This is a genomic window from Nocardiopsis sp. NPDC007018, from assembly GCF_040635075.1.
Lineage (GTDB): Bacteria > Actinomycetota > Actinomycetes > Streptosporangiales > Streptosporangiaceae > Nocardiopsis.
In genome coordinates, this window is sequence record NZ_JBEYHA010000009.1 from 27,169 (window position 1) to 40,576 (window position 13,408).

General features: G+C 69.7%; 18 protein-coding genes. 11 read left to right on the forward strand and 7 right to left on the reverse strand.

The features are described 5' to 3' along the window. Positions 1–47 precede the first annotated feature (47 nt). Together ABZ635_RS06745 and ABZ635_RS06750 are read right to left on the reverse strand one after the other, a co-directional pair. On the reverse strand, positions 48–590 hold the full coding sequence (locus tag ABZ635_RS06745; protein WP_357760020.1) for a GNAT family protein: 543 nt from the start codon (positions 588–590) through the stop codon (positions 48–50). A gap of 83 nt (positions 591–673) precedes the next feature. Then, positions 674–850: a type II toxin-antitoxin system HicB family antitoxin gene (locus ABZ635_RS06750; protein WP_357760023.1), complete on the reverse strand. Its 177-nt coding sequence runs from the start codon at positions 848–850 to the stop codon at positions 674–676. Positions 851–1,014: 164 nt separating this feature from the next. Between ABZ635_RS06750 and ABZ635_RS06755 the strand changes: the two genes are divergently transcribed. Genes ABZ635_RS06755 through ABZ635_RS06765 form a run of 3 tightly spaced genes read left to right on the forward strand, consistent with a single transcriptional unit; the run spans position 1,015 to position 4,568 of the window. Then, positions 1,015–2,523, forward strand: a complete 1,509-nt coding sequence (locus ABZ635_RS06755) for an MmgE/PrpD family protein (RefSeq protein WP_357760025.1) — start codon at positions 1,015–1,017, stop codon at positions 2,521–2,523. After that, positions 2,523–3,416, forward strand: coding sequence for a methylisocitrate lyase (gene prpB / locus ABZ635_RS06760; RefSeq protein ID WP_357760028.1), 894 nt, complete (start codon positions 2,523–2,525; stop codon positions 3,414–3,416). Before ABZ635_RS06755 ends, prpB begins: the two co-directional genes overlap by 1 nt. A 15-nt stretch (positions 3,417–3,431) precedes the next feature. Beyond that, positions 3,432–4,568, forward strand: coding sequence for a bifunctional 2-methylcitrate synthase/citrate synthase (locus tag ABZ635_RS06765; protein WP_357760030.1), 1,137 nt, complete (start codon positions 3,432–3,434; stop codon positions 4,566–4,568). A gap of 148 nt (positions 4,569–4,716) precedes the next feature. Here the strand turns inward: ABZ635_RS06765 and ABZ635_RS06770 are convergent, their stop codons facing one another. The 4 genes from ABZ635_RS06770 to ABZ635_RS06785 all read right to left on the reverse strand — a co-directional run bounded on the left by ABZ635_RS06770 (position 4,717) and on the right by ABZ635_RS06785 (position 6,616). Continuing rightward, positions 4,717–4,902, reverse strand: a complete 186-nt coding sequence (locus ABZ635_RS06770; protein ID WP_357760033.1) for a DUF397 domain-containing protein — start codon at positions 4,900–4,902, stop codon at positions 4,717–4,719. Between the two features lie 239 nt (positions 4,903–5,141). Beyond that, positions 5,142–5,336: a DUF397 domain-containing protein gene (locus ABZ635_RS06775; protein WP_357760036.1), complete on the reverse strand. Its 195-nt coding sequence runs from the start codon at positions 5,334–5,336 to the stop codon at positions 5,142–5,144. 226 nt (positions 5,337–5,562) lie between these two features. Beyond that, the gene (locus tag ABZ635_RS06780) at positions 5,563–5,754 is read right to left on the reverse strand and encodes a DUF397 domain-containing protein (protein ID WP_357760039.1); all 192 of its coding nucleotides are present in this window, start codon (positions 5,752–5,754) and stop codon (positions 5,563–5,565) included. Positions 5,755–5,764: 10 nt separating this feature from the next. Then, entirely contained in the window at positions 5,765–6,616 is an 852-nt protein-coding gene (locus tag ABZ635_RS06785) for a helix-turn-helix transcriptional regulator (protein ID WP_357760042.1), read from the reverse strand. Positions 6,617–7,108: 492 nt separating this feature from the next. Between ABZ635_RS06785 and ABZ635_RS06790 the strand changes: the two genes are divergently transcribed. The 7 genes from ABZ635_RS06790 to ABZ635_RS06820 all read left to right on the forward strand — a co-directional run bounded on the left by ABZ635_RS06790 (position 7,109) and on the right by ABZ635_RS06820 (position 11,550). Further along, on the forward strand, positions 7,109–7,651 hold the full coding sequence (locus ABZ635_RS06790) for an ATP-binding protein (protein ID WP_357760045.1): 543 nt from the start codon (positions 7,109–7,111) through the stop codon (positions 7,649–7,651). Next, positions 7,651–8,169, forward strand: a complete 519-nt coding sequence (locus ABZ635_RS06795; protein ID WP_357760047.1) for a hypothetical protein — start codon at positions 7,651–7,653, stop codon at positions 8,167–8,169. The genes ABZ635_RS06790 and ABZ635_RS06795 overlap by 1 nt, the downstream gene beginning before the upstream one ends. 371 nt (positions 8,170–8,540) lie before the next feature. Then, positions 8,541–9,680 (forward strand): methyltransferase domain-containing protein, encoded by a 1,140-nt coding sequence (locus ABZ635_RS06800; RefSeq protein ID WP_357760050.1) that lies wholly within the window; start codon positions 8,541–8,543, stop codon positions 9,678–9,680. Positions 9,681–9,821: 141 nt separating this feature from the next. Further along, positions 9,822–10,364: an ATP-binding protein gene (locus ABZ635_RS06805; protein WP_357760053.1), complete on the forward strand. Its 543-nt coding sequence runs from the start codon at positions 9,822–9,824 to the stop codon at positions 10,362–10,364. A gap of 137 nt (positions 10,365–10,501) precedes the next feature. After that, a complete protein-coding gene (locus ABZ635_RS06810) occupies positions 10,502–10,840 on the forward strand; it encodes a hypothetical protein (RefSeq protein ID WP_357760056.1) in 339 nt (112 codons plus the stop codon). Positions 10,841–10,915: 75 nt separating this feature from the next. After that, positions 10,916–11,071: a hypothetical protein gene (locus tag ABZ635_RS06815; protein WP_357760058.1), complete on the forward strand. Its 156-nt coding sequence runs from the start codon at positions 10,916–10,918 to the stop codon at positions 11,069–11,071. Then, a complete protein-coding gene (locus tag ABZ635_RS06820; protein ID WP_357760061.1) occupies positions 11,068–11,550 on the forward strand; it encodes a hypothetical protein in 483 nt (160 codons plus the stop codon). Before ABZ635_RS06815 ends, ABZ635_RS06820 begins: the two co-directional genes overlap by 4 nt. A 45-nt stretch (positions 11,551–11,595) precedes the next feature. Here ABZ635_RS06820 and ABZ635_RS06825 read toward each other — a convergent pair whose 3' ends face one another. Beyond that, complete coding sequence (locus tag ABZ635_RS06825; RefSeq protein ID WP_357760064.1) at positions 11,596–11,997, reverse strand: hypothetical protein; 402 nt, start codon at positions 11,995–11,997, stop codon at positions 11,596–11,598. 285 nt (positions 11,998–12,282) lie between these two features. Here ABZ635_RS06825 and ABZ635_RS06830 point away from each other — a divergent pair, with 285 nt between their 5' ends. After that, positions 12,283–13,317: a methyltransferase gene (locus tag ABZ635_RS06830; protein WP_357760067.1), complete on the forward strand. Its 1,035-nt coding sequence runs from the start codon at positions 12,283–12,285 to the stop codon at positions 13,315–13,317. Positions 13,318–13,408: the final 91 nt, after the last annotated feature.

Consider the following 13,408-nt stretch of genomic DNA (forward strand, 5'->3'; position numbering starts at 1 on the left):
GGGCGGCCGAGGAGGGCGCGGTGGAAACGCGGTCGGAACGCGGAGCTTCAGCGCGCGCCGCTCGGCTTCCACTCGTCGGCGAGCAGACCGAGCACGACCTCGTCCTGGAACTCGCCCAGGACCCAGGCCGAGGAGCGCAGCACGCCCTCGCGCACGAACCCGTTGCGCTCGGCCGCGTTGAGCATCGCGGCGTTGTCCGCGTGCGTCTCGATCTGCACCCGGTGGAGGCCGCGCAGGACGAAGGCGTAGTGGCAGAGCACCGCGACCACGTCGGTTCCGTAGCCCTTTCCGCGCAGGGACGGCCGCAGCCCCAGGCCGATGTGCGCGACCCGGCTGTGGAGGTCGATCCCCCACAGGGTCGCGGTACCGACCAGCTCGTCGCTCTCGACGTCCACGACGGAGAACGTGGCGTGCCCCTGGGCCCTGTCGTCCACCTCGACCAGGGAGTGCTTCGAGCCGGGCATCACGGGGCGCCACGGGGAGCCCTGGGCCACCGAGTGGGTGACCGGGTCGTCGAAGAGCTCGGCCTGAAGGACCGGGATGTCTTCCTCGTGCCGGGCCCTGAGCCCGACCTTTCTACCTCTGAGCATCCCAGCTTTGTACCGGGCGCGACCGCCCGGCGGCAAGCGGATTACTCAGAGGAGGCCGCGGCGTTCGTCGGGGACGGGCGACGTCAGCCCGGGCCGGGGGCGTCCTCGTGGTACAGCTCCAGCGCCTCGGCGAGCGCCTCCAGGGCTTCCCGCCCGGTCTCCCCTTGGGAGGCGACCTCGACGTCCACGGCGCGCGCCACGTAGCCGCCAGCCTCGGGGTCGGGTGTCACCACTGCGCGCGGGCGCGGTGTGCGATCCATGGCGTCAGCGTAGCCACGGTGGTGCGGGCCCGCGTACCCCGGCTTCGCGGGCTTAGCGGAATCACCTCCTCCGGTTAGCACGACTCAGCAGGTTTCGGGCCTTCCACCAGGCGTTCGCGCCGTGCGAGCCTCGACCGCACAGCAACCGCGTCGAGGGGATGAACATGGTGCAGCACCGCGTCCGGGTCCACCGGAGCTCCGAGGGGCCCGCCAAGGAGGACCAGCTGGCCCACCGGATCGCGTCGGTGGCCACCGACCCGGTCCGGGTCGAGCCCGCCGTGGTGGAGATGATCGGCAACCGCGTCATCGACAACGCCGCCGTCGCCGCCGCCTCGCTGCGCCGCCGACCCGTGCGCAGCGCCCGCGCGCAGGCCACCCGGCACCCCATGAGCCCGGGCGCGGCGGTCATGGGCACGCCGCTCTCCACGCGCGTCTCCCCCGAGTGGGCGGCGTGGGCCAACGGGGTGGCGGTGCGCGAACTCGACTTCCACGACACGTTCCTGGCCGCCGACTACTCGCACCCGGGTGACAACATCCCGCCGGTGCTGGCCGTCGCCCAGCACCTGGGCCGGGACGGCCGTGACCTGGTGCGGGGCATCGCCACCGGGTACGAGATCCAGGTGGCGCTGGTGAAGGGCGTCTGCCTGCACGAACACAAGATCGACCACATCGCCCACCTGGGCCCCTCGGCGGCGGCCGGGATCGGCACCCTGCTCGGCCTGGGCACCGAGACCGTCTACCAGGCGGTCCAGCAGGCCCTACACGTCACCACCACCACGCGGCAGTCCCGCAAGGGCGAGATCTCCAGCTGGAAGGCGTACGCCCCGGCCTTCGCCGGGAAGATGGCCGTGGAGTCGGTGGACCGCGCCATGCGCGGCGAGGGCGCCCCCTCCCCCGCCTACGAGGGCGAGGACGGGTTCATCGCCTACCTGCTCAGCGGCCCGGGCGCCGAGTACGTGGTGGAGCTGCCCGGCCCGGGCGAGCCCAAGCGCGGCATCCTCGACACCTACACCAAGGAGCACTCGGCCGAGTACCAGAGCCAGGCCCTGATCGACCTGGCGCGGCGTCTGGGCCCGAGGGTCGGCGACACCTCGCGGGTCCGCTCCGTCACCATCCACACCAGCCACCACACGCACTACGTGATCGGTACCGGGTCGGGCGACCCGCAGAAGATGGACCCCCGCGCCAGCCGCGAGACCCTCGACCACTCCATCCCCTACATCTTCGCGGTGGCCCTCCAGGACGGCGAGTGGCACCACGAGCGCTCGTACGCCCCCGAGCGCGCCCAGCGCCCGGACACCGTCGAGCTGTGGCACCGGATCAGCACGGTCGAGGACCCGGAGTGGACCCGCCGCTACCACGCCACCGACCCGAAGGAGAAGGCCTTCGGCGGCCGCGTGGTGGTGGAGTTGGCGGACGGTTCGGTGATCGAGGACGAGATCGCCATGGCCGACGCCCACCCGCTCGGCGCCCGCCCGTTCACCCGCCCGGACTACGTCGCCAAGTTCCGCTCGCTCGCCGAGGGGGTCGTCTCCAGCGAGGAGCAGGACCGGTTCCTCGGTCTGGTGGAGCGCCTGCCCGAGCTCACCGCCGACGAGGTGCGCCAGCTCTCCTTCGTGGAGGACACCGCCACCGCGCACGGCGACCTGCCGACCTCGAAGGGGATCTTCTGATGGCGCACTCCACCGTCTCGCCCCACGCCAAGCGGCGGCGGCTGCGTGAGGACCTGGCGTCGAACCGGCTCCTGCGCGTGCCCGGTGCCATGAACCCGCTCACCGCCGTCCTGGTGCAGGAGCTCGGCTTCGACGGCGTGTACGTCTCGGGTGCGGTGGTCGCCGCCGACCTCGCCCTCCCCGACATCGGGTTGACCACCCTCACCGAGGTGGCGGGGCGCGGCGGCCAGATCGCCCGGGTCAGCGACCTGCCGACGATCATCGACGCCGACACCGGTTTCGGCGAGCCCATGAACGCCGCCCGCACGGTGCGCGCCCTGGAGGAGGCCGGGCTGGCCGGGTGCCACCTGGAGGACCAGGTCAACCCCAAGCGGTGCGGTCACCTGGACGGCAAGTCCGTCACGGACACCGCCACGATGGTGCGCCGTATCCGCGCCGCCGTCGGCGCCCGCCGTGACGACGGCTTCGTGATCTGCGCGCGCACCGACGCGGCGGCCGTGGAGGGCCTGGACGCCGCGATCGAGCGGGCCAGGGCGTACGTGGACGCGGGGGCCGACATGGTCTTCCCCGAGGCGATGCGCGGCCCCGCCGACTTCGAGGCGTTCCGTGAGGCGGTCGACGTGCCGCTGCTGGCCAACATGACCGAGTTCGGCAAGAGCGAGCTGCTCACCGCCGAACAGCTGGAGTCCCTCGGGATGAACATGGTGATCTACCCGGTCACCAGCCTGCGCCTGGCCATGGGCGCCGTGGAGGACGGGCTGCGCACCCTCCGCGACGAGGGCACCCAGGCGGGGATCGTCGACCGGATGCAGACCCGCGGGCGGCTGTACGAACTCGTCGACTACGCCTCCTACAACGCCTTCGACAGCGACGTCTACAACTTCTCGATCTGAACGGATGTGGTGAGCATGACCGACACGGCGATCCGCAAGGGACTGGCCGGGGTGGTGGTCGACACCACCGAGATCTCCATGGTCGACGAGGCCTCCAACTCGCTGACCTACCGCGGCTACCCGGTGCAGGACCTGGCCGCCTCGTGCACGTTCGAGGAGGTCGCGTACCTGCTCTGGTACGGGGAGCTGCCCACGGCGGGGCAGCTGCGCGCGTTCACCGCGCGAGAGCGGGCCCACCGCGCCCTGGACCGGCACACCCTGGAGCTGCTGCGGCGCCTCCCCGAGACCGCGCACCCGATGGACGTGCTGCGCACCGCCATCAGCTACCTGGGTGCGGACGACCCCGCCGAGGACGACTCCTCGCTGGAGGCCAACCGGGCCAAGGCCGAGTCGATGCTGGCGAAGCTGCCCACCGTGGTGGCGGCCGACCACCGGCGCCGTCAGGGGCTGGACCCGATCCAGCCGGACCCGGGGCTGGACTACGCGGAGAACTTCTTTTACATGTGCTTCGGGGAGGTGCCCGCCGCCGAGGTGGTGCGCTGCTTCGAGGTGTCCATGATCCTGTACGCGGAACACAGCTTCAACGCCTCCACGTTCACCGCGCGGGTGGTGACCTCGACGCTGTCGGACATCTACAGCTCCGTGACGGCGGCGATCGGGGCGCTGAAGGGGTCACTGCACGGGGGCGCCAACGAGGCGGTCATGCACATGCTGAACGAGATCGGTTCGGCCGACCGTGCGGCCGCCTGGCTCGACGAGGCGTTGGCGGAGAAGCGCAAGATCATGGGGTTCGGGCACCGGGTGTACAAGCACGGGGACTCGCGGGTGCCGACCATGCGGGCGGCCCTGGAGCGGATGGCCGCGTTGAAGGGTGCCGACGGGCTCATGGAGCTGTACGGGGCGTTGGAGGGGGCGATGGCGGAGCGCAAGGGCATCCACCCGAACCTGGACTACCCGGCGGGGCCCGCCTACCACCTGATGGGGTTCGAGGTGCCGACGTTCACGCCGTTGTTCGTGATGGCCCGGATCACCGGGTGGACGGCGCACGTGCTGGAGCAGCAGGAGGCCAACGCGCTGATCCGTCCGCTGAGCAGTTACACGGGTCGGGAGCGCCGCCCGGTGCCGTTGCCCGCACAGCGCCTGGCGGGCTGAGGTCGGTCTCCTGGGTCTTGTCTCGTGCCGGGAGCGGCATGGGTCCGTGCCAAGCCGTAGAGCGTGCTGGACCCCCAGGAGTCGGATCTGAGTTTCCCGGTCCCACTCCTGGGGATCGGTTCGATGCCTGGGCCTCTGTGGCGTTGGGCTACCTGTGGCTCGCGGCCTGGAGTAGGGCGGCCCATTCCGGGCTCGGGAACATCAGGTGTCCCCGCCCACGATTCTGGGTGTCACGGACAGCCGAGGCGCCGGGGAGGTCGGCGACCTCGACACAGTTCTGAGGGGTGCTGTAGCTGGATGTGCGGAAGGTGAGTTCGGTGGTGTGGGGGTGCATGGGTGGGGGCCTCCGCTGGGGGTGGGGGACACGGGCTGACTCCTACACAGTCTTGCCCGCATCTACACCCGGTGTGCACATGAGAACGCCCTGAGTCTTTGTCCAGCTGCGGTCAGCCGTTCCCACTGTTCACCTGTAGGTCCACCGCGTGCGGTGATGCTGGTGAGCTGAGGAGAAGGCCCCGGCCGCTCGAACTCAAGCTCAAGCAGTGTGGTCGGGGCCCTCGTCCGTTGTGCGGCCTACCGTTGTGAGCGTGCGGTGCTCAGCATCGCGGTCCACTCCTGAGACGCGAAAGTCAGGTGCCCGGCGCTGCGATTCTTCGTGTCGCGGACGGCGGCACCGTTGGGGAGGTCAGCGACCTCCACGCAGTTCTCAGTGCGGCCCTGGCTGTAGGAGGACTTCCGGAAGGTGAGTTCGTTGGAGTGGGGATACATGAGTGGGACCTCCGCTGGGGGTAGGGGCACGGACTGACTCACACACTGTCCTGCCCACCTTCGGGCCACTGCTCAGAGAAGAACGTCCCGAACCCCCTGTCCAGCACCGGACAACCGAGCCCACTACTTACTCGTGGGTCCGCTGCATACCGTGATTCCGGCCGATGAGAAGGCCCCGGCCACGAGAACTGCTCAGGTGTGGCCGGGGCCCTTGTCCGTTACACGGCTACCGTTCTGTACGCGCGGTGCTCAGCATCGCGGCCCACTCCTGAGACGCGAAAGTCAGGTGCCCGGCGCTGCGATTCTTCGTGTCGCGGACGGCGGCACCGTTGGGGAGATCGGCGATCTCGACGCAGTCGTTCTGGGTTGCGCTGTAGCTGGACTTGCGGAAGGTCAGGTCGTTCTGGCTCTGGTACACGGTGGTCTTCCTACTCGTACTTCTTGATGATTTGATTCATGCGGTCAGCGCTGGCGTCCGGGTGAAGGGCCATCACCCGGATCTCATCCCAGGCATCGCGGTGTACCTGCACCTCATCGTCTTCCTCCAGGTAGAGACCATCGGTGCGAGTCTCGATGTAGGCGATGGACGGGTCGAGTGGGTTCGCGAAGTCCAGGATGGTGAAGCTCCCCGCGATCCCTGGGTGGAGGCCCACTTCCAGCGGGAGAAGCTGGATCTTGACGTGGTCCGCGGTCTCGATCAACTGGATCAGCTTCGCGATCTGGTCTCGCATGACCTGTTTGTCACCGGCAGGACGTAGGAGAACGCTCTCATCCAGCACACACCACACCTTGGGTGGGTCGTCTTGATCGAGGACCTCCTGCCTCACTACTCGGGCCTGAACGACTCGGTCGATAGTCTCAGGTGACCGGGAGCGCCCGATCCTGGTCGACGCAGCGGCGTATTCAGGTGTCTGAAGCAGCCCGTGGACCACCATCGTCTGGTAGGTCGACACGGCAGAGGCTTCCGCCTCGAATCCTACGTAGGCGTCGGTGAAGACATCGCCGTACCTGGTCCACCAGCCCTTGTCCCGGGACTGTTTCGCGAGCAGCACCAGACCTTCGGTGACCTCTGGCGTGGCTTTGTAGAGATTGGCTAGGGCCCGGATGATCACCGGGTCCGGCCTCTTCCACTTGTTCTGCTCCATGTTGGTGAGTCGCCCACGCGACCAGCCGAGATTGTCACCGACCTGCTCGGCGGTCATCTTCGACGCTTCACGCAAACGTCTCAATTCAGCCGAGAGACGGCGACGCCTCACCGTGGGGCTGTAGCGGTCCGTCACGGCTCGCGCTCCTCGTGTCTTCCTGCGGGTTTGCCTGGTAGCCCCGATGGTAGATCACCCCTTTCGCGAAACTTTTGAGGCCAGCATCCCACCGATCCAAACCTTTGTATTGATAATTTGGAGACGAGCGGTCACTATGGGTGGACTAGATCTCACTGCGACCTGACCAGTCGCACCACTCCGGGAGGTGCGCCTCATGGCGCGATACCTGAACATGTCCGAGCTGGCCTATGTGAGGTGGGCCGCGTCCGATGCGATGCGTCGCCCTCGTCCCCGGCAGGCGGCCCGTGTGCGAGCTTTTGCCGCAAACCCTCGCCGCCACCCGTCCCGCTCCTGGGTCCCTGTGGTCCCTTCTCCCCGGCGGCCGATCGACGCGGTGCCGGTGGAGGTCCTGCGGGCCGTCCTGGCTGGCCTGCGGCGTTTGGTGGTGGTCCCGTGAGGCCCGCTCCGCCGTTCTCGCCCGAGTTGGCTCGCCGTGAGGTGGTGGCTCCGGTGGCGAGTTTCATCAAGCCGTTCCACTCGCACTACTTCTCCCGCACCGTCGGCCCGCCTTACCGCAAGCGGCAGTACTCCTTCGCCGGACTCCCCGGACTCATGCCCTTGGTCCGCGCGTTTCTGGACACCAGCGCCGCCGAACGGTGTGAGGAGTACCAGTTCCTGTTCACCCTCCTCGGGTCAGAGTTGGCGAACAACGCGATCGCCCACTCACGGTCGAGCGAGCGGGGCAGTACGTACAGGCTCACCGTGGATCGGGGTGCGAAGGGGATGACGTTGATCTGCCGCGACCAGGGCAGCCGTCTGCCGCAGGAGAAGGGCAACTTCACCGCCGCCACGTTCGCCGACATCGAAGCCGGAACCGCCACTGGACGGGGGTTGGCGCTGATCGACGCGTTGGCGGACCGGTGGGGCGACAACGGCGACCCCAAGTTCCGGCAGGTGTGGTTCTTCCTGGCCTACGACCTCACGGACAACCCGTGGATGCAGATCGACACCGACGACACCGAAAACTTCCTCAAGAACGAGGTGGAGTGCTGATGTTGGACATCGACACCAGGGACCTGCTCGAAAGCGCCGAAAACGCCCTCACCGCACCCGCACACCTGACTCCCGCCCAGGTGGACGTGTGGCACAACCACACCCTGCGCAACCGCATCCCCATGATCCAAGAGGCGCTGCGGATCGCCCGCGAAGAAGGCGACGCCGAACGGGCCATGGCGCTCATCGACCAGGCCGTACACGACTACCCCGCCCCCACCCGGATTCCTGGTAACAGGCCGGTCCCGGGATCGGTCCCGAAGCAGACCACCCCCACCCAGACGTTCCCGGTTCTCGAACGCGAGTTGTCGGAGCTGCTGCACACCCACTGGGTGATGACCATCGAGGGAACTCCCCCCAACGAGGTGTTCGTAGGCCGACGCCCCCTCGGCTGGACCGGCCAGGGCGACCCCTTCGAGAGGATCACCGCCCCGACCCGCACCGAACTGTTCCGGCTGTTGGCCCAGCGCCACCGCGCCGATCACCAGGACGACCCGGAACCCCCGACCGCCGCCTGAAGCCTGACGAAGGCGTCCATGAAAAAAGCTCTGGCGGGTGAGTCAGCATCGCCAAGCCAGTGCTGGACCTCCCCTTCCACGAGGGGCTGGACACCGCATCGCAAGAGCAAGCAGCGCCCCGACGCGACGACGCAAAAACGAAAGAGAGCACACCATGTCGACGATGACCCCCCTCCGCCCAACCACAACCACAACCACACCGTCCCGTCCCGTCCGAGCGTGATCCCGCCCAGCTCGCCAACGGCCGCCGATTGCTCCATGTGCCATGGGCAGGGCGGCCGCTGGATGGACTCCGACGGTCAGACGCCGGGCAAGAACACGGGGGGCCGCTGGATTCCCTGCTCCGGCTGCAAGGGCACGGGGAAGGTCTGATGGGGAACAACACCACCATGGAGCACGCCCCTCTCGCTCAGGCCCTGGCCGACCAGCTCCCGGACGGCATCCCCGACCACATCCGAACCCTGTTCGCGACGGTCCCCCGGCACCGGTTCCTCCCCGACATCATGTGGGGACCCGACCGTGTCCGCTACGACCGCACCACCGACCCCGGCGCCTGGATGCGGGCCGCGTACTGGGACCAGCCGCTCACCACGCAGCGAGACGACGGCCGGGAGGGCGGCATGGGAATCGCCTCCTCATCGTCGTCGGCTCCGACCGTGATGGCACGCATGCTCACCGCGGCCGACCTCGCCCCCGCCCACTCGGTCATGGAGGTCGGCACCGGCACCGGATTCAACGCCGCCCTGCTGTGCGAACTGGTCGGAGGCGAGCGGGTGTGCACGATGGAGATCGACCAGGTCATCGCTGACACGGCCCGCTCCACCCTGCACAGGGCCGGATACGCACCGGAGATCTTCTGCCACGACGCGGAGACGATCACCACCGACGCACCTGAGGTGTTCCACCGGATCATCGCCACCTGCCAGGTGGCGCACATCCCGCCCGGGTGGCTCACCCAGCTCCGACCGAGCGGGCTCCTGATCACCCCGTGGTCGCCCTCCCCCGGGACTCCGGGCGGTGCGCTCGCCGTCCTGAAGAAGCGCCATGGCAAGGCGGAGGGACGTTTCGAAGGTTCGCTGGGGTTCATGTGGGCGCGCGGCCAGCGCTGGCACAGGGGCCGTGCCCCGGACGTGGGGGCGATCCCCGACCACACCGTCCGCGCCGAGGGAGACCCCCGCGACCTCCTCGACGGCGAGTCCGGTCTCCTCCTGTCCCTGCTGGTGCCCGGCTGGGCGTGCGGCATGCGCATGGAACCCGGTGCCAGCGAACCGTACCTGTGGCTGACCTCGACCTCCGCCGAACCCGGGTGGGCGCAGCTGCACCCGGACGGCCGTGTCGAGCAGGGCGGGGGGCGGCGTCTGGTGAAGGAGTTCGAGACGGCTCTCACCTGGTGGCGAGCACAGAGTGCTCCACCCGTCGACCAGTTCGGGCTGACGGTCGACGAGGACAGGCGCCACACCGTGTGGGTGCACGAGCCCCAGCACGCCCTGTGGACCATGCCCGAGGGGTGAGACCAGCCCCCACCCCGTCGGGTGATGGGGCACAGCGACGACGACCACGTGACCGGATCACACGAAAAAGCTCTGGCGGGTGCGGACACACCCCCAGAGCAGGCCGACAACCAACCACCTTCAAGAGAAGAGATTGCCGACATGGCTATTGTGCCGCACGCGCATGCCCTGAACCACACGAACAACCCTCCCCCGGCTGAGTCCCGGTGGGAGTGCCGGGTCTACCCCGGACAGCTCTCCCAGACGAGTCAGGTCCGCTCCGACCTGGACACTGACCTCAACCGCATGACTGGGATTCCGGGCGAGGTGCGGGAGGAGATGGTGTTGTGCGCCAGCGAGATGTTCGCCAACGCCTGCGAGCACTCCCGCTCCGGACAGGACCCCGAAGGCCGGGTGGTCCGCACCCTGGAGACACCGGTCCCGGGCCTGGTGAGGGTGTCGATCATCGACGACGGCACCCGCACCGACACCACCACCGACTCCCTCCCGAGGGTCCCGCGCAGGCGCACCCGCAAGGACTGGGAGCAGGCCGAACGCGGCCGAGGCCTGCTCATGGTCGGCCACCTCGCGTCCCGGTGGGGGTTCCGGCCCGTGCTGGACTTCCCCTTCTGCCAAGGGCTGGGCACCGTCATCTGGGCCGAGTTCACCCTCCCGGCCTCGGCCACCACTGGGGGAACCCGATGACGGCGCACGTCAGCGCCCAGGTGCGGTCGGTCCTGACCGCACCCCGAGGCCACCGCTTCACCCGACCGGCCGGGCGTCCGCTCCGGGCTCTCCCCGTTCCGCCGAAGGCACCCCAAGCGGAGGCAACCCGTTCGGAGATGCCCTGGGAGGAGACCCACGAGGAACGCCAGGAACGCCTGCTGCGCCAGATGCACGGCAACCCCCGAGTGGCCTACATGCTCCAACATGGCCCGGTGCCGCACTGGGTCAAGGTCGCCCGTCAACACCGCGAACAGAAGGCCCGCGAAGCCCGACAGGCCGCCGCCGACGCCCGAGCCGAGCTGCCGGAACCGGTCCGCACCCGGGGCCGTCACCGGGCGCCCCGCCGCTGGTGGGGGTGGCCCGCCACCGCCCTCGGAACCGTCCTCCTCCTCGGACAGACCACCCTGGAAGCCCTCGGAGCGAGCCTGGCCCCCGACATCGGCATCCCGATCTAACCCGACAACCACAAGCGGGGCCCGGCACACACCGGGCCCCGCACCACCCCTCCTGCGCGGGGAGGGAGTAGCCCCTTGGTCGTTCTGGGGTCCGGACGAGTGCGCCGACGCCTGTACGACTGGTACCGGGAGGCCTCCGCCTTTCACCGGGAGCCCGGTGTGGCCGAGGTCCGCGAGAGGCTGTCGAACACCGTGCTGGCCGAGAACACGACGTCGAAGGAGACCACATGACACGGATCGGGATCACCGGTCACTCGAAACCCTCCGCCGAGAGCGTGCCCCTGGTACGGGAGGCCCTTTCCGCGGTACTCGCCCCGTACGAGGACGATGACCTGGTCGGAGTGTCCTGCCTGGCCCGGGGTGCCGACCAGATCTTCGCTGAGGTCGTGCTGGAGGCCGGGGGCGGGCTCGAAGTCGTCCTGCCCTCCGTCGACTACCGCGAGGCGAAGGTCAAGCCCCACAACCTCGACCAGTTCGACGACCTCCTGATGCGATCGTCCCTGGTCCGCTACATGCCGCACAGGACCGCCGGGCGGGAGGCCTACGAGGACGCCAACGAGACGGTTCTCGGCGGCATCGACCGTCTCGTCGCCGTCTGGGACGGTCAACCGGCGGATGGCAGGGGAGGAACCGGCGACGCGGTCGAAGCGGCGCGAGAGCGCGGAGTGCCCGTCGACGTCGTCTGGCCGGAAGGCGCGCGCCGAGGGTAGGCCGGATCGCGAAGGCGTCGAGCGAGCGGCGGGGAAGCCCGCCGCCTACTCCTCGAACCAGTCCCGTGCGGACGCGCTCTCGGCGAGGAACAGGAGGGCGACGTTGACCAGGAGGGCGAGCCCGATGCCCGCCCCCAGGAGGCAGCCCACCACCTGGTTGAGGAGAGCCCCCCAGAGAACGAGCCTCAGGACGGTCCGGCACCCACGCGTCGCGAAGCTCAGTCCGGCGGCGACGAACAGCTGACCCATGAAGATCGCCACGGACGCCACCAGACCGAAGGCGATCCAGCCGCCCATGACGTCCGGACCGGGTGCCGCGAGCGCCCCCCTGTCGGTTTCGATGACGTCGAGCAGCTCGTCGGGGAACAGGAACGACAGGAGCCCGAGGAGGACGACGAGCAGGTCGAGGACGAAGACGAACTGCACGATCCTGAGCGACACGGGCATGCGCGGTGGGGGTGTGTACCGGGTCATCCGGGCCTCCGGGGGTGGTGGATCGGGGACGGGCTCCACCCTGGTGGGAGGGGGCGGCGGCACCGCCCGTTGGTGACCGGTTGCGGCCACGGGCACGGGAGGGCGGCTCCGGCCCGCCCGTGCCGGGAGGGCGGCGCAGAGCCCCCGCTCCCCTGTCCGGCCGTGTCGCCGCGTGTCGGGTCATTTCCCCCTTGGGGAGGCACCGCGCTGGGTAGTGTCCGTGAGAAGGACACGGCCCCCAGGACTGGAGCGTGCGCGGTGAGCGGAGAACGTGACGAACACGGTATCACCGAGGCCGAGCGGGAGGCGTCCGCGCGGCTGTGGGCGCTGGCCAGCCCGGTCACCCCGATGGCGATCCGGGCGGTGGCCACACTGCGGATCGCCGACCACCTGGCTGACGGGCCGCGCACCGCCGAGGAGCTGGGCGCGGCGGCCGGGGCGGACCCGGACGGCCTGGCGCGGGTGCTGCGGTACCTGGTCCGGGAGGGCCTGTTCACCCTGGACGGGGACCGGTTCGCGCTCACCGACGTCGGGGCGGCCCTGCGGACCGACCACCCGGCCTCCCGGCTCGGCTGGTTCGCCGGGGACGGCGCGCACGGCCGCGCCGACCTGTGCCTGTCCGAGCTGGCCGAGGCGCTGCGCACCGGCCGGAGCGCCTACTCGCTGCGATTCGGCGGCGCGGGCTTCTGGGAGGACCTGTCCGCCGACCCCGCACTCTCCCGCTCCTTCGACGAGCTGATGAGCGGCCGGATGGTCAACCACTCCGAGACCATCGCGCAGATGTACGAGTGGCAGGCGCTGGACCACGTCGTGGACGTGGGCGGCGGCAACGGGTCGCTGCTGGTCACCCTGCTGAAGCGCTTCTCCCGGCCGCGCGGGACCGTGGTCGACCTGCCCGGCCCGGCGGCAGCCGCACGCGCGAACTTCCAGGAGGCGGGGCTGGCCGACCGCGCGGACGCCGTGGCGGGCAGCTTCTTCGACCCGCTGCCGGTGTCCGGTGACGCCTTCGTGCTCGGCTGGGTTCTGCACGACTGGGACGACGACGCGGCCGTGGCGATCCTGCGTCGGTGCGCGGAGGCGGCCGGTCCGGCGGGGGCGGTGCTGGTGGCCGAGCACGCCGCCGAGGACGTGGTAAGCGAACTGGACCTGCGGATGCTGGCGTTCTTCCAGGGGCGGGAGCGCACTCCCGAGGACCTGGCGGCGTTGGCCGGGCGCGCGGGGCTGTGCGTCGCCGGGAGCCACGTGCACAAGGGGGTCGCCCTGGTGGAGCTGACCGTGGGCCACCCCATGTGATCTACCCCACACACACCTCCGTCACCTTGGGTGACGCGGGGGCCACGCGATCCGCACCGCTCACCCCGTTGACGCGGCGACCCCCGAGCTG